This window comes from Streptomyces sp. NPDC001822 (assembly GCF_042892135.1).
Lineage (GTDB): Bacteria > Actinomycetota > Actinomycetes > Streptomycetales > Streptomycetaceae > Streptomyces.
Map to the genome: position 1 here is coordinate 147429 of NZ_JBIATW010000014.1, position 24451 is coordinate 171879.

The 24451-nt window shown below is 71.2% G+C and carries 22 protein-coding genes and 1 pseudogene; 16 read left to right on the top strand and 7 right to left on the bottom strand.

What is annotated here, in order from left to right; translation table 11 throughout:
• The first annotated feature begins 65 nt into the window (after positions 1 to 65).
• The 4 genes from ACFYY2_RS27710 (at position 66) to ACFYY2_RS27725 (ending at position 4903) form a co-directional block, all read left to right on the top strand.
• Complete coding sequence (locus tag ACFYY2_RS27710; protein ID WP_388747920.1) at positions 66 to 995, top strand: NADP-dependent oxidoreductase; 930 nt, start codon at positions 66 to 68, stop codon at positions 993 to 995.
• Positions 996 to 1023: 28 nt separating this feature from the next.
• Positions 1024 to 2196, top strand: a complete 1173-nt coding sequence (locus ACFYY2_RS27715) for a DUF2786 domain-containing protein (RefSeq protein WP_388747922.1) — start codon at positions 1024 to 1026, stop codon at positions 2194 to 2196.
• Between the two features lie 55 nt (positions 2197 to 2251).
• A complete protein-coding gene (locus ACFYY2_RS27720; RefSeq protein ID WP_388747924.1) occupies positions 2252 to 4327 on the top strand; it encodes an FUSC family protein in 2076 nt (691 codons plus the stop codon).
• A 333-nt stretch (positions 4328 to 4660) separates the two neighbouring features.
• Positions 4661 to 4903 carry a DUF397 domain-containing protein gene (locus ACFYY2_RS27725; protein ID WP_388747926.1) on the top strand — a complete coding sequence of 81 codons (243 nt, stop codon included), beginning with the start codon at positions 4661 to 4663 and terminating at the stop codon, positions 4901 to 4903.
• A 126-nt stretch (positions 4904 to 5029) separates the two neighbouring features.
• Here ACFYY2_RS27725 and ACFYY2_RS27730 read toward each other — a convergent pair whose 3' ends face one another.
• The gene (locus tag ACFYY2_RS27730; RefSeq protein WP_388747928.1) at positions 5030 to 5572 is read right to left on the bottom strand and encodes an ATP-binding protein; all 543 of its coding nucleotides are present in this window, start codon (positions 5570 to 5572) and stop codon (positions 5030 to 5032) included.
• 359 nt (positions 5573 to 5931) lie between these two features.
• Here ACFYY2_RS27730 and ACFYY2_RS27735 point away from each other — a divergent pair, with 359 nt between their 5' ends.
• The 4 genes from ACFYY2_RS27735 to ACFYY2_RS27750 all read left to right on the top strand — a co-directional run bounded on the left by ACFYY2_RS27735 (position 5932) and on the right by ACFYY2_RS27750 (position 9605).
• Positions 5932 to 6795 (top strand): helix-turn-helix domain-containing protein, encoded by an 864-nt coding sequence (locus ACFYY2_RS27735; protein ID WP_388747930.1) that lies wholly within the window; start codon positions 5932 to 5934, stop codon positions 6793 to 6795.
• Between the two features lie 54 nt (positions 6796 to 6849).
• Positions 6850 to 8307 carry an aldehyde dehydrogenase family protein gene (locus ACFYY2_RS27740; RefSeq protein ID WP_388747932.1) on the top strand — a complete coding sequence of 486 codons (1458 nt, stop codon included), beginning with the start codon at positions 6850 to 6852 and terminating at the stop codon, positions 8305 to 8307.
• An 84-nt stretch (positions 8308 to 8391) separates the two neighbouring features.
• Positions 8392 to 8946 (top strand): DinB family protein, encoded by a 555-nt coding sequence (locus tag ACFYY2_RS27745; RefSeq protein ID WP_388747934.1) that lies wholly within the window; start codon positions 8392 to 8394, stop codon positions 8944 to 8946.
• Positions 8947 to 8963: 17 nt separating this feature from the next.
• The gene (locus ACFYY2_RS27750; protein ID WP_388747936.1) at positions 8964 to 9605 is read left to right on the top strand and encodes a PadR family transcriptional regulator; all 642 of its coding nucleotides are present in this window, start codon (positions 8964 to 8966) and stop codon (positions 9603 to 9605) included.
• Positions 9606 to 9634: 29 nt separating this feature from the next.
• On the opposite strand, the gene ACFYY2_RS27755 is transcribed toward ACFYY2_RS27750, so the two are convergent.
• From ACFYY2_RS27755 to ACFYY2_RS27765, 3 genes and pseudogenes are all read right to left on the bottom strand, one after another.
• Positions 9635 to 11056, bottom strand: a complete 1422-nt coding sequence (locus ACFYY2_RS27755) for a glutamate decarboxylase (protein ID WP_388747938.1) — start codon at positions 11054 to 11056, stop codon at positions 9635 to 9637.
• A gap of 16 nt (positions 11057 to 11072) precedes the next feature.
• Positions 11073 to 11231, bottom strand: a pseudogene (locus tag ACFYY2_RS27760) (NAD(P)H dehydrogenase); the annotation flags it as partial.
• Positions 11232 to 11338: 107 nt separating this feature from the next.
• A complete protein-coding gene (locus ACFYY2_RS27765; RefSeq protein ID WP_388747940.1) occupies positions 11339 to 11704 on the bottom strand; it encodes a YbjQ family protein in 366 nt (121 codons plus the stop codon).
• A gap of 148 nt (positions 11705 to 11852) precedes the next feature.
• Between ACFYY2_RS27765 and ACFYY2_RS27770 the strand changes: the two genes are divergently transcribed.
• Positions 11853 to 13232, top strand: a complete 1380-nt coding sequence (locus tag ACFYY2_RS27770) for a VTT domain-containing protein (RefSeq protein ID WP_388747942.1) — start codon at positions 11853 to 11855, stop codon at positions 13230 to 13232.
• 62 nt (positions 13233 to 13294) lie between these two features.
• Here the strand turns inward: ACFYY2_RS27770 and ACFYY2_RS27775 are convergent, their stop codons facing one another.
• Positions 13295 to 15007 (bottom strand): threonine/serine exporter ThrE family protein, encoded by a 1713-nt coding sequence (locus ACFYY2_RS27775; RefSeq protein ID WP_388747944.1) that lies wholly within the window; start codon positions 15005 to 15007, stop codon positions 13295 to 13297.
• Positions 15008 to 15203: 196 nt separating this feature from the next.
• Positions 15204 to 15698, bottom strand: coding sequence for an inorganic diphosphatase (locus ACFYY2_RS27780; protein ID WP_003968257.1), 495 nt, complete (start codon positions 15696 to 15698; stop codon positions 15204 to 15206).
• Positions 15699 to 15784: 86 nt separating this feature from the next.
• On the opposite strand from ACFYY2_RS27780, the gene dacB reads away from it, so the two are divergent.
• From dacB to ACFYY2_RS27815, 7 genes are all read left to right on the top strand, one after another.
• Positions 15785 to 17269, top strand: a complete 1485-nt coding sequence (dacB, locus tag ACFYY2_RS27785) for a D-alanyl-D-alanine carboxypeptidase/D-alanyl-D-alanine-endopeptidase (RefSeq protein WP_388747946.1) — start codon at positions 15785 to 15787, stop codon at positions 17267 to 17269.
• Between the two features lie 48 nt (positions 17270 to 17317).
• Positions 17318 to 18463, top strand: coding sequence for a zinc-dependent metalloprotease (locus ACFYY2_RS27790; protein ID WP_388747948.1), 1146 nt, complete (start codon positions 17318 to 17320; stop codon positions 18461 to 18463).
• Between the two features lie 190 nt (positions 18464 to 18653).
• Positions 18654 to 19727 (top strand): tRNA lysidine(34) synthetase TilS, encoded by a 1074-nt coding sequence (gene tilS, locus ACFYY2_RS27795; RefSeq protein ID WP_388747950.1) that lies wholly within the window; start codon positions 18654 to 18656, stop codon positions 19725 to 19727.
• Between the two features lie 97 nt (positions 19728 to 19824).
• Positions 19825 to 20364: a hypoxanthine phosphoribosyltransferase gene (gene hpt / locus ACFYY2_RS27800; protein WP_388748065.1), complete on the top strand. Its 540-nt coding sequence runs from the start codon at positions 19825 to 19827 to the stop codon at positions 20362 to 20364.
• A 210-nt stretch (positions 20365 to 20574) separates the two neighbouring features.
• Positions 20575 to 22623 (top strand): ATP-dependent zinc metalloprotease FtsH, encoded by a 2049-nt coding sequence (gene ftsH, locus ACFYY2_RS27805; protein WP_388747952.1) that lies wholly within the window; start codon positions 20575 to 20577, stop codon positions 22621 to 22623.
• Between the two features lie 183 nt (positions 22624 to 22806).
• On the top strand, positions 22807 to 23412 hold the full coding sequence (gene folE, locus ACFYY2_RS27810; protein WP_327117307.1) for a GTP cyclohydrolase I FolE: 606 nt from the start codon (positions 22807 to 22809) through the stop codon (positions 23410 to 23412).
• A 104-nt stretch (positions 23413 to 23516) separates the two neighbouring features.
• Positions 23517 to 23867, top strand: a complete 351-nt coding sequence (locus ACFYY2_RS27815; RefSeq protein ID WP_388747954.1) for a VOC family protein — start codon at positions 23517 to 23519, stop codon at positions 23865 to 23867.
• A 24-nt stretch (positions 23868 to 23891) separates the two neighbouring features.
• Here the strand turns inward: ACFYY2_RS27815 and ACFYY2_RS27820 are convergent, their stop codons facing one another.
• On the bottom strand, positions 23892 to 24377 hold the full coding sequence (locus ACFYY2_RS27820) for a DUF3180 domain-containing protein (protein WP_388747956.1): 486 nt from the start codon (positions 24375 to 24377) through the stop codon (positions 23892 to 23894).
• Positions 24378 to 24451: the final 74 nt, after the last annotated feature.

The window sequence follows — 24451 nt, forward strand, 5'->3', positions numbered from 1 at the left end:
CGGCGAGGATCGGAGGGAGGTGCGCGCCGCGCGTACCGGAGCGGCGAGGACGCGGAGGAGCCGGTATGGAAGCGATCGTGTACGAGGAGTTCGGCGGCCCCGAGGTGCTGCGCCGGGCCCGCATCGACGATGTCCACGCCGGCCCCGGCCAGATCCGGGTGGCGGTCAGGGCCGCCGGGGTCAATCCGGTCGACTACAAGATCCGCAACGGCTGGATGGAGGCGGCGTTCCCTACCCCGCTGCCCGCCGTACCGGGCAGCGAGTTCTCCGGAGTCGTCGACGAGGCCGGTGAGGGCGTGACGGAGTTCGCGGTCGGCGACGCCGTCCTCGGCCGGAGCGCGACCGGCGCGTACGCCGAGTACGTGCTGGCCGACGTGGGCGCCGTGGCCCGCAAGCCCGAGATACTGGGCTGGGCCGAGGCCGCCGCGCTGCCGGTCGCGACGGGGACCGCCGTCCGGGTGCTGGACGAACTCGCGGTGTCCGAGGGCGAGACCCTGCTGCTGCACGGGGCGTCCGGAGCGGTCGGTTCCGCCGCCGTCCAGCTGGCGGTCGCGCGGGGCGCCACGGTCGTCGGGACCGCGTCGCCGGCCAATCACGACTACCTGCGGGTGCTCGGCGCGGTTCCGGTGGCGTACGGGGAGGGGCTGGTGGAGCGGGTGCGGGAGGTCGCTCCCCAGGGCGTGGACGCGGTGTTCGACGTCGCCGGCAAGGGCGTGCTCGCCGACTCGGTGGAACTGCGCGGCGGGACCGCCGACAGGATCGTGACCATCGCGGACGCGGACGCGGCGCACCACGGGGTCGCGTTCTCCGCGGGCGGCGGGGAAGTCCCGGGGGAGAGCAGGCGGCTCGGCGAGTACGCGCAGGCGGCTGCGGTCGGGGGCCTGCGGATCCCCGTCGAGCGGACCTTCGCGCTCCGCGACGCGGCGAGGGCGCAGGAGCTGAGCGAGGCCGGGCACGTACGCGGCAAGCTGGTCCTCCTCCCCGGGGAGCACTGAGCGGCGCGCCGCCGCCTACGCTTGCCGTATGGAATCGGTGATCGACCGGGCGTGTGCCGCGGCCCTGTACTCGGAGGGCGACGCGGGGCTGGACACCGGTGCCTCCCTCCTCGCCGCCGACCCGTCCGCCGACGACGAGCTGCACCGCCGTGGCGAGGAGTTCGTCCGTCGCGCCTGGGCGCGGGGCTGGCAGCCCGCGGACGTCGTGCGGACCGTCCGGCGCGAGCTGGACGAGGACGGGGCGGCGCTGGCCGCCGGGCTGATCACGGCGGAGACGGCTGCCTACGGGCAGCTGCCCCCGCGCTGGGCCGAGCAGGTCGCCGCACTGCCCGCCCCCGCGCCCCGCAACAGGCCCGACCGCTTCACCTACGCCTCGGCGGTCCTGGAGCTCTACCGGCTGCTGCTGCGGCTGCCCGTCATCGAGCCGGCCGGCCCGCCGCCCGGGACGGCGGCCGACGCCTCGCACCGGCCGCCCGCCCACGGTGAGCCCCGCATGCTGACCAGGATCCGGGCGCTGCTCGCCAAGGCGGAGGCGACCGGCTTCCCGGAGGAGGCCGAGGCACTCACCACCAAGGCGCAGGAGCTGATGGCCCGCCACAGCATCGACGAGGCGCTCCTCGCCGCCCGCACCCACGACGCCGGGGCGCCGGGCGCCCGGCGGATCGGGGTCGACGCCCCGTACGAGAGTGCCAAGGCGGTCCTGCTCGACGCCGTCGCGTCGGCGAACCGCTGCCGTGCCGTGTGGAACAGCGACCTCGGGTTCACCACGGTCGTGGGCTTCGAGCCGGACCTCGACGCCGTGGAACTGCTCTTCACCTCGCTGCTCGTCCAGGGCACCGCCGCGATGACGAAGGCGGAGGCCGGGCAGCGGGCGGCGGGACGCAAGCGGACCAAGACGTTCCGGCAGTCCTTCCTGTTGGCGTACGCCCAGCGCCTGGGCAGCCGCCTGGCGGCCGACACCGCCCGTGTCACGGCCGCGGCCGGCTCCGAGCCCGGTTCCGGGGGTGACGGCGGACGCAGCGCACTCCTGCCGGTCCTCGCGGCCAGGGACGTCGCCGTCACCGAGACCGCCGAGCGGATGTTCCCGCGGACCACCACGACCCGGCTGCGCGGGGCGACGGACGCCGAGGGATGGGACCACGGGACCGCCGCCGCCGACCGCGCCAGGATGGGCGGGAAAGAGCCCGAAATCCGACGCTAGAAACCGTCTTGCGGCTTAAGTCGGCCTGGTGCGGGAATCCGGCTACGCTCGCCCCATGAGCTGGCTCCGGGCGCTGAGGGAGACCGCCCGCTCCGGACTGACGATCGAGCGGCAGGGTCTCGAACCGCTCATCGCTCTGCGCGGCGCCGCGGGCCTGGCCCTCGTCGTGGGGCTGAGCCTGGCGTTCTTCGGCCCGGTGATCGCCGCCGGATCGGCGTTCGGGGCGTTCCAGGCGGCCATCGCGACCTTCCAGCGCAGCTGGCGGCCGCGGCCCGTGCTGGCCCTCGTCTCCGGGCTCAGCCTGGCCGTGTCGACGTTCGTCGGCTATCTCACCGTCAACCGCACGATGCTGTTCCTCGCGCTGCTGGTGGCCTGGACCTTCGTGGCCGGCCTGACCTGGGCGGTGGGTTCCACCGCCGGCATCATCGCGGGCTCCAACGTCGCGATCATGCTGGTCACCATCACCCTGCCCACCTCCGTCCTCGACGCGGCCGAGCACGCCGGGATGATGGCGCTCGGCGGGCTGGTCCAGGCGGCGCTCATCGTGCTGTTCCCCGTACGCAGATGGGGCGCCCAGCGCGACGCGCTCGCCGACGCCCTGGCGGCCGAGGCCGACTACGCCCGCAGGCTGCGGGACGACCCGGTGGCACCCTTCGACCCCGTGCCGCTGATGACGGCCCGCAGCGCGGCCGCCGTCACCCCGCGCCAGGCGCGCCGCCGCCCCGCCGACCTGCACGGCGCGCGCGGGGTCGCCGAACGCCTGCGGCCCGTCCTCGCCTCGCTCGCCGATCCGGCGCTGGGCGTTCCCGCCGAGGGGCCGGAACGCTACTGGGCGCGGGAGATCCTGGGTGCCGCCGGATCCCTGCTCGACTCCGCGGCCGACGCGGTGCGCCACGGCGATCCGGTGCGCCTCGACGAGGAGGCGCTCTCCGTACTGAAGTCCCCCGACACCGAGGTGATCCTCGTGGGCCCGCCGCGCCGGGCGGCCGAACGGCTCGTCTCGCTGCTCGCCGACGTCGTCGAGATCGCCGAGGGCACCGGCACGGACGACAGGACGCCGGGAGAGCCCCTGGTCCCGCACCGGCGCCGCCCCACCCTGCTGCGGCTGGTCCCCGTCATGTACCGGGCGATGCGCCGCGAGATGCGCCTCGGGTCGACGATCCTGAGGCACGCGGTCCGGGTCTCCGCGGTGGCGGCGGCCGGCTATCTCATCGGCCTGGTGCTGCCGTTCGGTCACGGGTACTGGGCGCCGATGACCGCCGTCATGGTGATGCGCCCGGAGTTCACGCAGACGTACTCCCGCTCCGTGGCGCGCTTCGGCGGCACCGTGGTCGGGGTCGGGTGCGCGACCGGAATCGTGCAGCTGGCGCACCCGACCGCGTGGCCGTCCGCGGCGCTCGCCGTGATCAGCGCCGGCCTGATGTACCTGCTCATGCGCACCGGTTACGCCGTGAGCCAGGTATGCGTCTCCGCGTACGTCGTCTTCCTGCTCGGCATGGCGGGCGACGACTGGGCTCAGACCGTCCCGGAGCGCGTCCTGCTGACGTTCATCGGCGGGCTGCTCGCGATGGTGGCGTACGCCCTCTACCCGGCGTGGGAGACCCCGAGGCTGCGGGACCGGCTGGCCGGCTGGCTGGTCACGGACGGGCGGTACGCCGCCACGGTCCTCGACCGGTACGCCGATCCCGCCTCCCGCAGCCTGGACGACGTGCGCACGGCCCTGCTCACCACCCGGGAGGCCCGCGTGGCGTGGCAGGAGGCCCTGGAGACGGCCCGCCACGAGCCCGTGCGCCACCGGGGCATCTCCCGTACCGCCGCGTCGGACGCCGAGGACGCCCTCGCCCAGTTCGGCCGCGTCGCGATGCTCATGGAGGCCCATCTGCCGGCTGTCTCCGCGAACCCGGTCCCCGAGGCCGCCGGGCTGGCCGTGGCGCTGCGGCGGGCGACGGAGCAGGCGGCCAGGGCGGTGCGGGAACGCCGCGTCCCCGACTGGGAACCGGTCCGCGCCGAGCTGGGGCGCCGGGACGCCGAGGGGCCGGTGCCGGACCCCTTCGTGCGGGACGGGGCGTCGCTGCTGCTGGAGGCCCTGGAGGACTTGTCCCAGGCGCTGGAGGGCAGCCGGAGGCCGTAGGTTCCGCCGGAGTTCCGGCGGCGGTGCTCAGAGCACCGGCCTGCGGAATCCTGGCGGCGGGACTTCCCTCTCGCTGATTCACCGGGTGAAAGCCGGTGCCGGGAGGACGGGAGAGAGTGGAACAACTCCGGTAACCGGGAGCCAAATTGGCGTGCCGTTCGTCTCTCTCCCATAGGGGCGGATGAAGAGGGGTCCCAGGGAGTGGATCAGAGAGAAAGACTGTAATCATGTGCACACCCCCCGTGCACGTGCATCTGCTCATGCATTGGCATATGAACACAGCTATGATCCGAGCTAGTTGACACTTGCACCTTGCAACTCGGGGAGCGTCCTGTGCACGACGTGTACAACGGCATGGCGGCCACAGAGCTCCGCGGAGTCGTCTGGCAGAAGAGCAGACACAGCAACTCCCAGGGGTCCTGCGTGGAGTTCGCGAAACTGCCCGGCGGAAATGTGGCGATGCGGAACTCGCGCCACCCGGACGGGCCCGCGCTCGTCTATACGCCGGCCGAGATAGAGGCGCTGCTGCTGGGCGTCAAGGACGGGGAGTTCGACCACCTCGCGTCGGGTGCCTGACGGCACACCGGCGCCGCGGCGCGGCCTGCCCGGCAGGAGTGCGCGCGGGAGGGGGCTGCATGTGGACCGCGGAGCCGGCGGGGCGCGCCGGCGCGCGGGCCGTCCGTGCGGCGGCCGGCCCCGGGACTACAGGCTGTCGGGAAAGGCGTCCACCGGGACGGGGTACGCGGGTACGGCGTGGTCCGTCAGCCGGAACAGCGCCCACACCACTTTGCCCCGGGGGCCCGCGGTGGCGGTGGCGTCCCCGCCGAGGAGTGGTGAGGGGTGCCAGCCCCAGCAGTCGCTGAAGGACTCCACGAGGAACAGGCCCCGGCCGGACTCGGCGGAATCGGGCGCCTCGCCCGCGACCGGGCTCTCCTCGCTGGGATCGCGCACCGCGCACACCAGCCGCGAGGTCCAGCGCATGAGGTGCAGCCGTACGGAGGAGTCCTGGCGCCTCGGTGCCGCTTCGTCCGGCAGCCCGTGCCGGAGGGCGTTGGTGACCAGCTCGGACACGACCAGGGCGACGTCGTCGAAGCGGTCGGCCAGGTCCCACGAGGTCAGTGTCGTCCGGGTGAACTTCCGTGCGCCGCCCACAGCTTCGTACCGGGCCGGCAGCGAGCAGGAGGCCGATCCCGCGACCGCCGAGGGGTCGATGGGTGGAAGCCCCTGCCGTAACGGCTCGAGCATCGTCGATCCATTCGTCCCCATGCGAGGCACTCCCAGGATTCGCGGCTGTAGCGACACTGCTTGTAGCGGGCACTGCGGGTACAGCGGCACAACACGAACGAGCACGCAGGTGCGCGAGGACCATGGTTCCCAATGCGCACGGCAGATGCAAGGGCAGATGCACGTGCACGCGCCGGACGTGCCCGGTACCGTGCCGGTTCTGACTCATTTCTTCCGCTTCACAGTTTTGGGTTTTTCGGAAAGCCTTGCCATCTCTGTAATCGAATGAGTACGGGCTGAAGCGTTTTGGTGGCAGAATCCGGCTCCGGGGTTCGGGGGAGCTCCGGTGTACGGGAAGCGATGGGGAGGGTCGGAAGCCAGTGTCGGCAGGCGAGTCGAGTGGTTCTGTGGTGCGGCGCATCCTGCTGGGCTCACAGCTCAGGCGCCTGCGCGAGTCGCGCGGCATCACCCGTGAGGCGGCCGGCTACTCGATCCGCGCCTCCGAATCGAAGATCAGCCGCATGGAGTTGGGACGGGTGAGCTTCAAGGCCAGGGACGTCGAGGACCTGCTCACGCTGTACGGAGTCACGGACGACGCGGAGCGGGACTCCCTGCTCGGTCTCGCCCGCGAGGCCAACGTGGCGGGCTGGTGGCACAGTTACGGCGACGTGCTGCCCGGCTGGTTCCAGACATACATCGGTCTGGAAGGGGCGGCCTCGCTCATCCGGATCTACGAAGTGCAGTTCGTCCACGGACTGCTGCAGACCGAGGCCTACGCCCACGCCGTCGTCGCCCGGGGCATGCCCGGTGCCCCGCCGGCCGAGATCGACCGCAGGGTCGCGCTCCGGCTGGCGCGCCAGAAGGCGCTCGTCTCGGAGCGCGCCCCCCGCTTCCACGCCGTGCTCGACGAGGCGGCCCTGCGCCGCCCGTACGGCGGCCGCGACGTCATGCGTGCGCAGTTGCGCCATCTGATCGACATGTCGGAGCAGCCGAACATCACCCTCCAGGTGATGCCGTTCAGTTTCGGTGGCCATGCGGGCGAGAGCGGGGCGTTCACCATGCTGCGCTTCCCGGAATCCGATCTGTCGGACATCGTCTATCTGGAGCAGCTGACAAGTGCCCTCTATCTGGACAAGGCCGAAGAAGTCGCCCAGTACGAAAAGGCCATGACGCGACTCCACGAGGACAGTCCGGGACCGGAGGAGAGCCGGGATCTTCTCCGGGGACTCCTTCAACTCACGTGAATCGCCAGTACGATGACGAACTGACAGGAGTCGGCGCCTGCAGTAAGGGATTGCATGTCCTACTTCAGTGAACTGGCCCACCAGTACATCGACGGCGAGTGGCTGTCCGGTGGCGGTGCGTGGGACATCATTGATTTCAATCCCTTCAACGGCGAAAAACTCTGTTCCGTCACCGTGGCGACAGCGGCGGAAGTCGATCGTGCCTACCGCGCGGCGGAACGCGCCCAGATCGAATGGGCGACGACCAATCCCTATGCCCGGCGGGATGTTCTCGAGAAGGCCGCCCGGCTCGTCGGGGAACGCGCCGGCGAAATCACCGAGCTGATCATCGACGAGCTCGGCGGCACCCGTCACCGGGCCGAGTACGAGGTGCGCCTCGCGCAGGAGTTCCTGCGCGACGCGGCCGGGCAGGCGCTCCGCCCCTCCGGCCGGCTGCTGCCGTCCCTGGCGGACGGCAAGGAGAACCGTGTCCACCGGCTGCCCGTCGGCGTCGTGGGTGTGATCAGTGCCTTCAACTTCCCCTTCCTGGTGACGGTGAAGACGGTCGCCCCTGCACTGGCCCTGGGGAACGCGGTCGTCGTGAAGCCCCACCAGAACGCCCCGATAGCCGGGGGAGGGCTCGTCGCCCGGATCTTCGAGGACGCCGGGCTGCCCGCCGGCCTCCTCAACGTCCTCATCACCGACAGCGCCGAGATCGGCGACGCGTTCATCGAGCACCCCGTGCCCAAGGTGATCTCCTTCACCGGTTCGGACCGGGTCGGCCGGCACGTCGCCGCCACCGCGGCCGGGCTCTTCAAGCGGACGGTGCTCGAACTCAGCGGCAACAGCGCACTGGTCGTCCTGGAGGACGCCGACCTCGACCACGCGGTCCGGGCGGCCGTCTTCAGCCGCTTCCTGTTCCAGGGACAGGTCAGCATGGCCGCGAACCGCATCCTGGTCGACCGGTCCGTGGAGGCGGAGTTCTCCGCCCGCCTCGCGGCCGAGGTGTCCGCCCTGGAGGTGGGAGATCCCCGCGATCCCGGCACCCGGATCGGGCCGGTCATCAGCGAGTTCCAGGCGGACGCGCTCACGGCGCTGGTCGACGGCGCGCTCGCCGACGGGGCCACGGCCCTCGTGCGGGGCCGTACCCGCGGCACGCTCGTCGAACCGACCGTACTGACCGGACTGCCCGAGGGCTCACCGCTGCTGGAGCAGGAGATCTTCGGCCCCGTCGTCCTGCTGCTGCCGTTCGACGGCGAGGACGAGGCCGTACGGATCGTCAACGACAGCCCGTACGGCCTGAGCGGCGCCGTGCACACGGCGGACGCCGAACGCGGGGTGCGGTTCGCCCGGCGTATCACCTGCGGGATGTTCCACGTCAACGGGCCCACGGTGCAGGACGATCCGCTCGTCGCGTTCGGGGGCGAGAAGAGGTCGGGAACGGGACGGCTCAACGGCGAGGCCGCCGTGGAGGCCTTCACCACCCAGCAGTGGATCTCGGTGCAGCACGGGCGAACGGTCTTTCCCTTCTGACACCCGCGGCCGAGGCGTGATCCGGGCCCGCGGGTTCCGTACGTTGACAGAGCACACCGTCACGTACGACCGAAGGCAGGCACCATGGTCACGCACGTTCCCGCAGGGGACCCCGGAGATGAGCGGGGCATGCTCCTCGCCTTCGTCGAGGCGCAGCGGGGCGCGATCCGCCGCTCCGTGCTCGGACTCACGGAGGAACAGGCGGCGAGCCGTCCCACGGTCAGCGACTTCTCCCTGTCCGGGCTGCTCAAGCACGCCGCCGAGACGGAGCTGAACTGGCTGCGCTTGGCACAGCGGCGCCCCAACGACCGGCAGCGGGACGAGACCACCTGGGCCGACGGCTTCCGTCTCGTCGGCGACGAGACCGTCCCCGGGATGCTCGAGTTCTGGAAGAAGGTCGCCTCGGAGACCGAGACCTTCATCCACCACGAGGTCGGCGACATGAACGACACCTTCCCGCTGCCGCCCGCACCCTGGTACCCGGAGAACGAGCGCTGCTCCATGCGCTGGCTCCTGGTCCACCTGGTCGAGGAGATCGGCCGCCACGCGGGCCACGCCGACATCCTCCGCGAGTCGCTGGACGGCAGGAAGGCACTCGATCTGGTCGCCGAGGAGGCGGGTTCCTCCGGCCGGAGCTGACTACGTAGGGTGGGCGCATGTCGGCGATCCGTCTCCTGGTCCTGGGCGCCGTGCGTCAGCACGGCCGCGCGCACGGCTACCAGGTGCGCAACGACCTGGAGTACTGGGGCGCCCACGAATGGTCCAACGCCAAGCCGGGATCGATCTACCACGCGCTCAAGCAGATGGCGAAGCAGGGACTGCTCCTCGCCCATGAGACCGCCCCGTCCACGGCCGGCGGCCCGCCCCGCACCGAGTACGAGGTCACCGACCAGGGCGACCGGGAGTTCTTCGCACTGCTGAGGTCCGCCCTGACCTCCTACGACCCCGGGGTGGACGTGCTGTCGGCGGGCATCGGCTTCATCGTCGAACTGGAGCGGCAGGAAGCGGTGGTGCTCCTGCGCCGGCGCCTCACCGCCATCGACGGCTGGCGCGCGTCGGTCACCGAGCACTACACGCCCTCCGACGGCCCCGAATCGCTCGGGCACATCGGCGAGATCATGAACCTGTGGGTCCACTCCGCCGATTCCGGCGCCGAATGGACCCGCGGCCTCATCGCGCGGGTCGAGGCGGGTGCGTACACCTTCGCCGGGGAGGGGGAGCCCTTCGTCGGGGTGCTCGCCGAGGGGCAGGAGAATCCGTATGCGACGGGCACACCCGACCCCGGCGACGTCGGCTGACCGCCGCCGGGGGCAGAAGGCGGGCCGGGTCAGTGGTGGAAGGCGGTCTGGGACGCCTTGTCCCGCGACGGGTGGGCCTGGGCGCGCAGTTCCGGCAGGAGGCTCCGCAGGTCGTCCAGCAGCAGCTCCGCGAGGTCCGACGAGAAGCCGTTGCGGCAGACGACCCGGAGCACGGACAGGTCCTGGCGGTTGGCCGGGAAGGTGTACGCGGGCACCAGCCAGCCGCGCTCCCGCAGCCGCCGCGAGACGTCGAAGACGTCGTACGCCGTGACCTCGGGCTTGGTCGTCGCGGCGAACACCGGAAGCTCGTCGCCACGGGTGAGGAGCCGGAAGTCCCCGAGCGCCTCGAACCCCTCGGCCAGTCGCATCGCGATGTCGCGGGACGTCTGCTGGACGGCCCGGTAGCCTTCCCGGCCCAGCCTGAGGAACGTGTAGTACTGCGCCACCACCTGCGCGCCGGGCCGGGAGAAGTTGAGCGCGAAGGTCGGCATGTCACCGCCCAGGTAGTTCACCCGGAAGACCAGCTCCTCCGGCAGTTCGTCCGGTGAACGCCAGAGCGCCCAGCCGACGCCCGGGTAGACCAGTCCGTACTTGTGCCCGGAGGTGTTGATCGACGACACCCGGGGGAGCCGGAAGTCCCACACCAGGTCCCTGTCCACGAACGGGGCCACCATCGCCCCGGACGCGCCGTCCACATGCACGGGGATGTCGAGCCCCGTACGCTCCTGGAGGTCGTCCAGCGCCGCACAGAGGTCGGCGATCGGCTCGTAGGAGCCGTCGAACGTCGAGCCGAGGATCCCGACCACGCCGATGGTGTTCTCGTCGCACAGCTCGGCCGCGGCCTGCGGATCCAGGTGGAACCGCTCGCCGTCCATCGGGACCTGCCGGGCCTCGACCTCCCAGAAGGTGCAGAACTTCTCCCAGCAGACCTGCACGTTGACGCCCATGACCAGGTTGGGCCGGGCCGACGCCGGGTAGCGGTCGGCGTTCCTGTTGGACCAGCGCCGCTTGAGCGCCAGCCCGGCCAGCATGCAGGCCTCGCTGGAGCCCGTGGTCGAGCACCCCACGGTGCTCATGGGATCGGGCGCGTTCCACAGGTCGGCGAGCATCGCCACGCAGCGCCGTTCCAGCTCGGCGGTACGCGGGTACTCGTCCTTGTCGATCATGTTCTTGTCGCGGCACTCACCCATCAGCACACCGGCCTGGGGTTCCATCCAGGTGGTGACGAACGTGGCGAGATTGAGCCGGGAGTTCCCGTCGAGCATCAGCTCGTCATGGACGAGCCGGTAGGCCGTCAGCGGAGGCAGCGGCCCGTCCGGGAGCTGGTGGGTCGCCGGTGCCGCGACCATCTGCGCGGTCGGATCGGCCTCTCCGAAGAACGGGTTGAGGGCCAGTCTGCGGTGCTCCTCGGAGGGAGCCGCCTTGCCGTGCGAACCCTGGTGCAGTGGCATCGGTGGGTCGCTCCCTTCAGTTCTCTGCCGCGAGTCCGGCCTTGATGGCCCGGGTGAACCTCACGACGCGTTCGGCCTGGACGCGCGCGGCGGTCGGGGTCTGGCCGCCGACCGGGATGTCGCCCTGACCGGACCCGTGGGACGTGCCGTACGGGTTGCCGTCGGCGACGGTCGAGATCGTGCCGGTGGAGGAGTGGTGGACGACGGCGACGTTGGCGGACGTGGGCATGCGGGAACCTCCGGTCAGGGGAGCGCGGCCGTGCCGCGGGAACGACGGGGGTGTCAGGTCCTGCTGATCACGGCCGCCGTCCCGTAGGCGCAGACCTCGGTGCCCACGTCCGCCGCCTCGCTGACGTCGAACCGCATCATCAGCACCGCGTTCGCGCCGCGTGTCCTGGCCTGCTCGACGAGCCGTTCCATCGCCTGGTTGCGGGTCTCGACGAGGGTCTTCGTGAGCCCCTTGAGTTCGCCGCCGACCATCGACTTCAGCCCCGCACCGATCTGGCTGCCGAGATGGCGCGAGCGGACCGTGAGTCCGAACACCTCACCGATGACCTCGGTCACCTGATGGCCGGGTACGTCGTTCGTCGTGACGACCAGGACGTCCGCCCGCGGCGTCTGTCCGCCGCCGTAGTCCTCAATGCCCATGATGTGGCACCTCCTGCGGAAAGCCTCACCCCCGTGCGGGCCGTGCGCATCCTCGCTTACGCCAGTGGAACCCAGGCGTCCGTCGCGGCGTTGATAACTTGGGGCGGCCACGCAGCCGCGCCACACCGACCAACTGGAGCCCGGACCCTTGAATGAGATTGCGCTCGGCCCGAGCTGGCTGGACCCGGACTACCTGCTCAACACCTTCGGGCTACCGGGCCTCCTGCTCATCGTCTTCGCCGAGTCCGGACTGCTGATCGGGTTCTTCCTGCCCGGTGACTCCCTGCTGTTCACCACGGGTCTCCTGGTGACCACGGGCGATCTGAAGTACCCGCTGTGGCTGGTCTGCGTGCTGGTCGCGCTGGCGGCGATCATCGGCGACCAGGTCGGCTACCTCTTCGGCCGGAAGGTGGGACCGTCGCTCTTCAAGCGCCCGGACTCCCGTCTCTTCAAGCAGGAGAACGTCGAGAAGGCGCACGAGTTCTTCGAGAAGTACGGACCGAAGTCTCTGGTGCTGGCCCGCTTCGTGCCCATCGTCCGGACGTTCACGCCGATCATCGCCGGTGTGAGCCGGATGAACTACCGCTCGTTCATCACGTTCAACATCATCGGAGGCGTCCTCTGGGGCGTCGGTGTGACGCTGCTCGGTGCGGCCCTCGGCAAGATCGAGTTCGTCCACACCCACATCGAACTCATCCTGATCCTGATCGTTCTGATCTCCGTGGTGCCGATCATCATCGAGTTCCTCCGGGCGCGCAGCCGGTCGAAGAAGGAGGCCGCGGCGGGGCAGCGGGACGGCGGCGGCTCCCAGGACGACGGCCCGCACGCCGACGGCGGCGACGGCCCGCACGGTGGTCCGTTCGACGACGGCCGGAGCAACGGCCCGTACGACGGCGGCCCGCAGGCAGGCGCGTACGGCGGCCGGTACGACGCCGGGCAGACGGCCCCGTACGGCGGAGCCCAGGCAGCCCCCTACGGCAACGGCCCGTACGACGCCGGCCAGGCGGGCCCGTACGGCAACGGCGGCGGACAGTACGGCGGCGGGCAGGACCAGTACGGCCAGTACGGCGGCGGACAGCAGGACCAGTACGGCCCGGGCCAGTACGGCACGGGTCAGGGCGGTGCGTACGACGGCGGGCACCAGGGCCCGTACGGCTCCGGCCAGGCGGGCCAGTACGGCGCCGCTCAGCAGGGCCAGTACGGCGCCCCCCAGCAGGGCCAGTACGGCGCTCCGCAGCAGGACCCTTACGCCGCCGGACAGGGCGGCCAGTACGGCGCTCACCAGGGGCAGTACGGTGCCCCCCAGCAGGAGCAGTACGGCAGCGGCCAGGCATCGCCTTACGGCGGTGGTCAGGGAGCCCCGTACGCGGGCTCGCAGCAGTACGGCGGCGCGGACCAGGCCGGCCCGTACGGCGGAGGCCAGGCCGATCCCTACGGCGGCCAGGACACCGGTCGACGCGGCGAGCGCCCCGGCGACGGCCAGGACGACGACGCCGCCGCCCGGTACGGCTGGCAGGAAGGCCGCTGACCCCGGACACGCACGGACGAACGGCGCCCCGCTCCCTCGCAGGAGCGGGGCGCCGTTCGTCGTCAGAAGCCCCGGGTCCGCTTGGCCGCGCGGCGGGAGGGGCCTTCGACCGCGCCCGGCACCCGCATGAACAGCCGGGAGATCTCACTCCCCAGATTGACCCCGATGGCGATGGCGAGCGCCGTGGCGACGGCGGTGGACAGCGAGGCGAGCCCCGCGTCCACCTCGTTCTGCGCCACGCCGAGCAGACCGAAGTACGTCGCCGAACCGGGCAGCAGCGGGCCGATCGCGGCGGTGATGTAGGGCAGCGACGAGGTGTACCGGTAGCGGGAGAGCAGCTGGCCGAACAGGCCCACCAGACCGGCGGCGACCGCCGTCGCCGCCACCGGTGAGATACCGCCGGTGCGGGCCATCGCCCCGTAGATGATCCAGGCGACACCTCCGTTGAGGGTCACGGCGAGGACCGTGGAGCGCTCCTGCTGGAGCAGGATCGCGAAGGCCAGGGTCAGGGTCATCGAGGCGAGGATCTGGACCACGGGCCGGTCGTTGGGCACGAAGCGTGCTTCCGGGTTCAGCTGGGCGCCGAGCTGGACGCCCAGATAGAGCATCAGCAGCACACCCGCCACGATGCCGATGAAGAAGTACATGACCTCCAGGAGGCGAGCCCCCGCGGTCAGGTAGTAGCCGGTCAGACCGTCCTGCACGCCGGCGACCAGGGCCCGCCCCGGCAGCAGCGCGAAGAGGCCACCGGTGATCACCGCCGACGGCCGGATGTCCGTCGAATGGGTGAGGGTCAGCAGGATGCCCATCGCCGCCGGGGGCATGGCCGCAGCCGTGAACTGGTAGAACTCCGGCAGTCCGCGCCCGGCGCAGAGCCAGGCCAGCCGGTCGCCGAGCATCGCGCCGGCCGCCGCCACGACGAAGACCAGGACCCCACCGCCGACCAGGACCGATGCCGAACCGGCGAGGACACCGGCGGCGGCGGTCAGGACCCAGCCCGGGTAGGGGTGGCGGTTGCGCCGGATCTCGGCGAGGCGGCGGTAGGCCTCCTCCAGCGAGACCTCGACGTGTTCCGCCGTGGTGATGTCGTCGACCAGCTGGAACACCGCGGCCAGCCGGGTGTAGTCGGTGCCCCGGCGGCGTACCGTCCGGCTCGCGGTCACCGGGTCGTCGACCAGCGAGGGCTGGTGCGAGATGGACAGCAGGGTGAAGGTGACCGTCGGCTCGCAGCGGTCGAGCCCGTAGGAGCGCGACACCGCGAACATGGCGGCCTCGACGTCCTCGGCCCCCTCGCCACCGGCGAGCAGCAGCTCCCCGATACGGAGCGTCAGGTCGAGCACGCGCGGTACGGCGGGACCGGAGTCGTCGGTCTTCTGCACCATCTCGGGTGCCGGACGGTCGAAGACCGGCATGCGCAGCATCGTGCGCATCCGGTCCTGCCAGGGTGCCTCCTTGGTCAGCCGGACCATCGGAACGCCGTGCGCGGGAGTGAAGGCGGGAGGCTGCTGCGCGTTGTACCCGCTCGGCGGAACGAAGGCGGACGACAGCGCGTCGGACGCCGAGCCTCCCCCCGCCCCGGAAGCGGAACCTTGTCCTGATCCCGAGGACGCCGACGGATCGGTGTGCAGACCCGCCGGAAGGGAGAATTCCGACGTCGGGTGGTCGTCCTCCTGCGGGGCCGCCGGCTGCTCCACACCGGCCGGCGGGACGAAGGCGCTGCGTGCCTCGTCGGACTGGGGCTTCTGGTCCTCGGGACCGCCCTGTTCCGCCACCACTCGACCTCGTTCCCTCTCGACCGCCCGTCCTGGGAGCGCTTCTGCCCAGTATGTGCACGGACATGGGCCGTCACGCGCGACGGGCGGCACACCGGTGAGGTGTGCCGCCCGTCGGTACCGCGATCAGTGGGCCTGATCGGCGCCGAACTCCGCGATCCACGCGGTCCCGCCGCCAAGCGGAACCGGAAGGATCACGTCAGTGCGCGCCGCCCTGCGCCTCGAGGCGCTTGTAGGAGGCCTCGATCTCGGCCTCGGCCTCGGCGCGGCCGACCCAGTCGGCGCCCTCGACGGACTTGCCCGGCTCCAGGTCCTTGTAGACCTCGAAGAAGTGCTGGATCTCCAGGCGGTCGAACTCCGACACGTGGTGGATGTCGCGGAGGTGCTCCACCCGGGGGTCGGACGCGGGGACGCACAGCAGCTTGTCGTCGCCGCCCGCCTCGTCGGTCATCCGGAACATGCCGATGGCGCGGCACTTGATGAGGCATCCGGGGAAAGTCGGCTCGTCCAGGATGACCAGCGCGTCCAGCGGGTCGCCGTCCTCGCCGAGGGTGTTCTCGACGAAGCCGTAGTCGGCCGGGTAGCTGGTCGAGGTGAAGAGTCGACGGTCCAGGCGGATCCGACCGGTCTCGTGGTCCACCTCGTACTTGTTCCGCGAACCCTTCGGGATCTCGATGGTGACGTCGAACTCCACGGGTGGCTCCTCCATGATCAACACATACGACTGGTGGTTAAGTGTCCCTCACGCAGACGAGTGCTCGCGAAAGGGGCTGGTCAACGGTGGCCGAGCCGGTGCGTAAACCGACGGAGGAACCGCCGAACAGGTGGGGCGGGTGGAAAGTCCCGCACTTCCTGAAGCACGGGAGCGCCTCCGGGGACGGCCTGCTCGTCGCAGGCTCCGCGGTGCTCGGCCTGGTGGTCGCGGCCGGTGCCGTGCTGGCCGCGGGCCCCTGGGACTCCGGTCAGCGTAAGGCCGAGCGGGACCGCGCAGCCGTCCAGCGGCACTCAGGTGGCGTACATCACCAGGGGGACCTGCCGGGCGGGCCGGCGCCCGCGCCCAGTGCCCCGGCCGTCCTGAACGCCCTCGGCGACACGGCGGGCCTCACCACCCCGGCAGGGGCGAAGGGCCTGGAGGCCGTGCTCACCCCCCTGTTGGACGTACCGGACCTCGGCACCGTACGCAGCGGGGTGGTCATCGACGCGGCGACCGGCAAGCAGCTGTACGCCCGGGGCGCCACGACCCCCATGACCCCCGCGTCCACGGTGAAGATCGCCACGACGGCCGCCGCCCTCTCGGCCCTGGGGCCCGGTCACCGCATCGCCACGACGGTCCGGGTGTCCCCTGACGGCCGCACCCTCACCCTCGTGGGCGGCGGCGACCCCACGCTCGACCGGACGGCCCTGCGCTCGCTGGCGGCCGACGCGGCGCGGGCGTTGCGGGACGCGGGAGCCGGACCCGTCCGGCTGACGTATGACACCTCGCGCTACTCCGGGCCCGCGCTGCACCCCATCGGCCCCAACGAGAACATCGCCCCCGTCAGCGCGCTCATGACCGACGAGGGCCGGCTCGACGGCAGCGACCGGGGACCCGCGCCCCGCACCGGCGATCCGGCCCGCGACACCGCGGACACCTTCGCCGCCGCGCTGGAGAAGGCGGGCGTCGCCACCCGCTCCGCACCGTCGGCCGGACGGGTGGCGGCGGGCTCGCGGACGGTGGCGACCCACCTGTCGAAGCCGCTCTCCGCGCTCGTCGAGCGCGCCCTGACGAACAGCGACAACGACATCGCCGAGGCCCTGGCCCGCCAGACCGCGCTCAAGGCCGGGGAACCCGCCTCCTTCGCCGGGAGCCGCCGGGCCGTCACCGCGCGGCTGAAGGCGCTCGGGCTGCCGATGGGCGGCGCCGCACTCGCGGACGGCAGCGGTCTCGACCGGGCCGACAAGGTGACGGCGGGCCTCCTGGCCGGGCTGCTCGCCCGTGCGGCCGATCCGGACCACCCGGAGCTGCGCACGGTCCTCACGGGCCTGCCCGTCGCCGGATTCAGCGGTACCCTCGGCGCCCGTTACACGGCCACGTCCGGGGGCACCGGCCTGATCCGGGCCAAGACGGGCACCCTGACCGGAGTCAACAGCCTCGCCGGGACGGTCGTCGACGCGAAGGGCAGGCTCCTCGCCTTCGCCTTCCTCGCCTCGGGCACCACGTCCCCGGACGGCGCACAGGACTCTCTGGACGCACTGGCCACCGCACTCGTCAAAGGCACCCGGTGAGCGGCTGACACACCACCACGGGGCGACCACCTCACGTACGGTTGACGCATGACGAGCATCGGTGGTGCCGAGATGGTCGACTGGAATCTGGCGGTCGCGACCGCGACCAGGTTCGTGAGGCCGGGTCCGGAGATCAGCCGTGAGGAGGCCCGCGCCGTCGTCGCCGAGCTGCGCCGGCACGCCAAGGCCTCGGAAGAACACGTCCGTTCGTTCACGCGGATGATCCCGGAGGGCCACGAGCCCGAGGACACGCCGGTCCTGGTCGTCGACCGGGCCGGATGGATCAGGGCCAACGTCGCGGGGTTCCGCGAACTGCTGCGCCCGCTGCTGGCGAAGATGCAGGACCGCCGCGGCGGGGGCCCCGGCGGAGCCGTGATCGGCGCGGTCGGCGGCAAGGTCACCGGCGTCGAACTGGGCATGCTGCTGTCGTTCCTCGCCTCCCGGGTCCTCGGACAGTACGAGACGTTCGCCCCGGCCACCCGGGAGTTGCCCGCATCGTCCAAGGGCGGCGGCCGGCTGCTGCTCGTGGCCCCGAACATCGTCCACGTCGAGCGCGAACTCGGGGTCGATCCGCACGACTTCAGGCTCTGGGTCGCCCTCCACGAGGAGACGCACCGCACCCAGTTCACCGGGGTCCCCTGGCTCCGGGACCACCTGCGGGGCGAGATCCAGTCCTTCCTCGACGAGACCGACGTCGACCCGATGACCGTGCTCGAACGCCTCCGGGAGGCCGTGCAGACCTTCTCCGGCGGCAGCCGTCCCGAGGGGGAGCGGGGGGAGGAGGGCGACGACGGCGGGCGCAGTCTCGTCGAACTCGTCCAGACGCCCTCCCAGCGGGAGATCCTGGGCCGTCTCACCGCGGTGATGTCCCTGCTCGAAGGGCACGCCGACTTCGTCATGGACGGTGTGGGCCCCGACGTGGTCTCGTCCGTCGCCGAGATCAGGGAGAAGTTCCAGCAGCGCAGGGCGCGCGGGGCGAGCCGGCTCGACATGGCGCTCCGCAAGCTCCTGGGCCTGGACGCGAAGCTGCGGCAGTACCGCGACGGCGAGAAGTTCGTGCGGGCCGTCGTCGGGGAGGTCGGCATGGACGGGTTCAACCGGGTGTGGACGTCGCCCAACACCCTTCCCACGAAGGCCGAGATCGCCGCTCCGGCGGACTGGGTGGCGCGGGTGCACCGTAGGACGGATTCGTGATCATGGCCCCTCGGGTTGCATGAGATTGACCCTCTTATCACCCATCCGAGGGACCATGGGGGCATGGGAAGGCGTGCAATGCTCGATGGACAGCTCGGCTCTGTCACCATCGACGCACTCTGAGTGACGGGACCCCGTCCCGGCCACGCTCCGAGGCGCCCCCCAAAACCTCACCCGAAGGGCACCGGACATGGGTCCCCATCCTGCGGTCGCGGCGATACGCCTGGCGGTCCGCCGCGTACTCCACGACGTCGTCACCGAACACAACCGTCTTGCCGGGCAGACCGGCCGCGCCGAGTTCGCCGAGGCCGGTACGGGCGGGAGGCGCTCCGCGCTCCCCGAGCGCCCCGACACCCCGCTGGTGCTCGTCGCCTGCTCCGGCGGCGCGGACTCCATGGCCCTCGCCTCCGCCCTCGCCTTCGAGTCGCGCAAGCTCCCGGTCCGTGCCGGCGGCATCACCGTCGACCACAACCTCCAGCCCGGCTCGGACCTGCGGGCCGACGAGGTCGTCGCCCGGCTCGCCGAGATGCACCTGGACCCCGTCGAGGCCGTCGCCGTGGAGGTCGGCCGTGAGGGCGGACCGGAGGCCGCCGCCCGTGACGCCCGCTACGCCGCCCTGGACGCCGCCGCCGAGCGCCACGGCGCCACGGCCGTCCTCCTCGGACACACCCGTGACGACCAGGCCGAGACCGTGCTGCTGGGCCTGGCCCGCGGCTCGGGCATCCGCTCGCTCTCCGGGATGGCCGCCGCCTCCGGCCCCGCCGGCCGCTACCGCCGGCCCTTCCTCCAGCTCGACCGGCAGACCGCCCGCAAGGCCTGCCTGGTCCAGTCGATCCCCGTCTGGGACGACCCCCACAACGTCGACCCCGCCTACACCCGCTCCCGGCTCCGCCACGAAGGCCTGCCCGCCCTGGAGAAGGCGCTGGGCAAGGGCGTGGTGGAGGCACTCGCCCGTACGGCCCAGCTCTCCCGCGACGACGCCGACGCCCTCGACACCTGGGCCGCCGAGGCCGCCCGCTCGGTCCTGGACGACGCCGGACGGCTGGAGTGCGCCAAGCTCTCGGTCCTGCCGCCCGCGGTGCGCCGCCGGGTGCTGCGCCGGGCGGTCATCGACGCGGGGTCCCCGGCGGGTTCGCTCTTCGCCCGGCACATCGAGGAAGTCGACCGGCTGATCACCGGCTGGCGGGGCCAGGGCGGCATCAACCTGCCCGGCCGCGTCGAGGTCCGGCGCCAGGGTGGCAGACTGGTCATCCGGCAGAGCTGATGCGCAAGCGGCTGACGTGCAGGCGAGACGCCGGACCGGCCCGGGGAACAGTCCGGAGCGGCAGGCAGAGAAAGAGACGCGGGTGAACGAGAAGGACATGGGCACCGACCTCCAGTCGGTGCTCCTCACCAAGGAAGAGATCGACGCGAAGCTCGTGGAGCTGGCAGCGAAGATCGACGCGGAGTACGCGGGCAGGGACCTCCTCATCGTCGGCGTGCTCAAGGGCGCGGTGATGGTCATGGCGGATCTGGCCCGCGCGCTGTCCACCCCCGTCACCATGGACTGGATGGCCGTCTCGTCCTACGGCGCGGGCACCCAGTCCTCGGGCGTCGTCCGGATCCTCAAGGACCTCGACACCGACATCAAGGGCAAGCACGTCCTGATCGTCGAGGACATCATCGACTCCGGTCTGACGCTGTCCTGGCTCCTGGCCAACCTCGGCTCGCGCGAGCCCGCGAGCCTGGAGGTCTGCACCCTGCTCCGCAAGCCGGACGCCGCGAAGGTCGCGATCGACGTGAAGTGGGTCGGCTTCGACATTCCCAACGAGTTCGTCGTCGGCTACGGCCTGGACTACGCCGAGAAGTACCGCAACCTCCCCTTCGTCGGCACGCTGGCCCCGCACGTCTACGGAGGCTGAGACACCGGGCGCCCGGGGGCCCGGCCGAACCCGGCCGGACTCCCGGGAACACTCGCGGCGTTCGGTCCGTTGGAGCCTTCGAAGACGGGTTTGCCGGACGTCCCCTGCGGTCGCGGGTGACAATGCTGGGGTACCGTCCGAAGAACACTCTTTTCTCACAGCAGCATTTACCTACGGGCAGGAGGGACGGGGCGACTTCGCTCCGTATGGATGGACGTGAAGCGATACTTCCGTGGGCCGGTCATGTGGATCGTGCTGGCCGTCCTCGCCGTGGTCGTGCTGATGCAGGTCGTCGGCTCGTCCGGCGGCTACAAGACGGTGGACACCGGCAAGGTGATCCAGGCGATCAGCAAGAACCAGGTGGAGCAGGCCAAGCTGACCACCGGTGACGAACAAATCCTGAAGATCGAGCTGAAGGACAAGCAGAAGCTCAAGGGCGAGTCCGGCAGCAAGTTCCAGGCGAGCTACATCGGCAACCAGGGCGTCCAGCTCGCCGACACGCTGCAGAAGAAGTTCGAGAGCGGTGACATCGAGAAGGGTTACACCGTCTCGCCGTCGAAGCAGTCCCCGTTCGTCTCGATCCTCCTCTCCCTGCTGCCCTTCGTACTGATCGTGGTCGTCTTCCTGTTTCTGATGAATCAGATGCAGGGCGGCGGTTCCAAGGTCATGCAGTTCGGCAAGTCCAAGGCGAAGCTGATCACCAAGGACACGCCGAAGACGACGTTCGCCGATGTGGCGGGGTCGGACGAGGCCGTCGAGGAACTGTACGAGATCAAGGAATTCCTCCAGGAGCCGGCGAAGTTCCAGGCCGTCGGCGCCAAGATCCCCAAGGGTGTCCTGCTGTACGGGCCGCCCGGTACGGGCAAGACACTGCTCGCCCGCGCCGTCGCGGGTGAGGCGGGCGTGCCGTTCTACTCGATCTCCGGTTCCGACTTCGTCGAGATGTTCGTCGGTGTCGGTGCCTCCCGTGTCCGTGACCTCTTCGAGCAGGCCAAGGCGAACGCCCCGGCGATCGTCTTCGTCGACGAGATCGACGCGGTCGGCCGGCACCGCGGTGCCGGAATGGGCGGCGGTCACGACGAGCGCGAGCAGACGCTCAACCAGCTGCTCGTGGAGATGGACGGCTTCGACGTGAAGGGCGGCGTCATCCTGATCGCCGCCACGAACCGGCCGGACATCCTCGACCCGGCGCTGCTGCGTCCCGGACGCTTCGACCGCCAGATCGCGGTCGACCGTCCGGACATGCAGGGCCGTCTCGAGATCCTCAAGGTGCACAAGAAGGGCAAGCCGGTCGCGGAGGACGTCGACCTCAACGCGGTCGCGCGACGCACGCCCGGCTTCACCGGTGCCGACCTGTCGAACGTGCTGAACGAAGCGGCGCTCCTCACGGCGCGCAGCAACAAGAAGCTGATCGACAACTCCATGCTCGACGAGGCCATCGACCGCGTCGTGGCGGGTCCGCAGAAGCGGACCCGGATCATGTCCGAGAAGGAGAAGAAGATCACCGCGTACCACGAGGGCGGACACGCCCTGGTCGCGGCGGCTTCACCCCAGTCGGACCCGGTCCACAAGATCACGATCCTCTCCCGCGGCCGCGCCCTCGGTTACACGATGGTGCTCCCGGAGGAGGACAAGTACTCCACGACCCGCAACGAGATGCTCGACCAGCTGGCGTACATGCTGGGCGGGCGTGCGGCCGAGGAGCTGGTCTTCCACGACCCGACGACCGGCGCTGCGAACGACATCGAGAAGGCCACCGCCACGGCCCGCGCGATGGTCACGCAGTACGGCATGACCGAGCGTCTGGGCGCGATCAAGTTCGGTGGTGACAACACCGAGCCCTTCGTGGGACGCGAGATGGGCCACCAGCGCGACTACTCGGAAGAGGTCGCGGCGCTGGTCGACGAAGAGGTCAAGAAGCTCATCGAGACCGCGCACAACGACGCGTGGGAGATTCTCGTCGAGAATCGCGACATCCTCGACGCCCTGGTCCTCGAGCTTCTCGAGAAGGAGACGCTCGGCAAGGAGCAGATCGCCGAGATCTTCGCCCCGATCGTGAAGCGTCCGGCCCGTCCGGCGTGGACCGGATCGGCCCGGCGTACCCCGTCGACGCGTCCGCCGGTGCTCTCGCCCAAGGAGCTGGCCCTCACCAACGGCAGCGCCAACGGTTCGGCCACCCCGGAGATCGCCCCGACCGACATGTCGAAGAACAACGGCACGTCGACGGAGGCCCTCCCCGAGGACCGCCCCGAGAGCTAGTCCCTGACCGATCCGGCTGTGGCCCCCGTCACGGGGGCCGCACCGGGCCCGGAATGGATGCCGCGCCCCCCAGGTTCTAGCCTGTGGGGGCGCGGCTTTTTCGTACGGCCCGCAGAGTGCCGGCCGCGTTCCGTGAGTCCGGGCGGGCCCGCGCATGTGACTGCACACAGGAACGAGGCACAGATGACCGACCCGGTGACGCTGGACGGGCAGGGTTCGATCGGCGTATTCGACGAGAAGAGGGCCGAGTCCGCTGTGCGGGAGCTCCTCATCGCGGTCGGAGAGGACCCGGACCGCGAAGGACTGCGCGAGACTCCGGGCCGTGTGGCACGTGCGTACAAGGAGATATTCGCGGGCCTCCACCAGGAGCCCGAGGACGTGCTGACCACGACGTTCGACCTCGGCCACGACGAGATGGTGCTGGTCAAGGACATCGAGGTGTTCAGCACCTGCGAGCACCACCTGGTGCCCTTCCGGGGTGTCGCACACGTCGGGTACATCCCGGCGACCAGCGGCAAGATCACGGGGCTCTCCAAGCTGGCCAGGCTGGTCGACGTCTACGCCCGGCGACCGCAGGTGCAGGAGCGGCTCACCACCCAGATCGCCGAGTCGCTGATGGCGATCCTGGAGCCGCGCGGGGTCATCGTGGTCGTCGAGTGCGAGCACATGTGCATGTCCATGCGGGGCATTCGGAAGCCCGGGGCGAAGACCATCACGTCCGCGGTGCGCGGCCAGCTGCGGGACTCCGCCACGCGCGCCGAGGCGATGAGCCTCATCATGGCGCGCTGACCCGGGGCTGCGCGCGCGTGGCGTTCCGATGAGTTCGGGCGGCGGAGGGAGTCGACCGTAGTGACGGTGGCCGAGAGGCCACACCCACACGGAAAGGACCTCCCATGTCCTTCACACAGGTACTCGCGGTGGCGCCCGTCACCGCCTTCGAGCCCGCGCTGGAGTGGTACGAGCGGCTTTTCGGGCGTCCGGCGGACACCAGGCCCATGGACGGGCTGGCCGACTGGCACATCTCCCCGGACGCCTGGCTCCAGGTCTTCCGCTCGCCCGAGCACGCGGGCGGCGCCCTGGTGAACCTGGCGGTCGACGATCTGGACCGGGCGCTCGCGGACCTCGCGGGCCGGGGGATCACCGCGGGCGCGACCCAGCCGGGTTCGGGCCGCGTGCGCTTCGCAGCCCTGCACGATCCCGACGGCAACCGGGTCACCCTGATCGAGAACCCGGTGGCCGGCTGAGGGCCGTCCCAGGAAGGCCAGGGTTCAGGCGGACTGGGCGCCGTGCCGGTCGTCGTCCTTGTCGTCCGGCAGCTTGCAGACGCGCTCCAGGAACACGGCGGCGGCGACGACCGCGGCCCCGGCGAGGACCGCGAAGCCCGCGTAGATGGCCTGGTCGCGACGCGGCGGTACGTCGAGGGAGCCGAGCAGGAAGACGCCCGTGCCGCCGTAGAGTCCGGCGACCAGCGCGGCGACGAGTGCGCTCGCCTGCCCGAAGACCAGGGCGCGCGCCGCCATCAGCGGTTCCACGCCCTTCGCGCCGGGCCGCCGCTCGCGCTGTGCGCGGAGCCGGGCCCGGATGGACAGGGCCGCGGCGAGCAGCACCGCGGCGATCGCGGCCAGCACGATGGGCGCGGCGAGGGGCACGCTCGGCAGGGTGCCCAGGGAATCCCAGAGGCGGGCCGCCCCCCAGGACAGCACGCCGGCTCCGACGAAGAGTCCGGCCAGCAGCCTGAGCCGTAGTTGCTTCACCGAGAGTGCCGCCCTTCGCCGCCGTGGCCCGTGTCGTCCGTGGCCGGTGCCGTCCGTTGCCCGTGTCCGTCCTT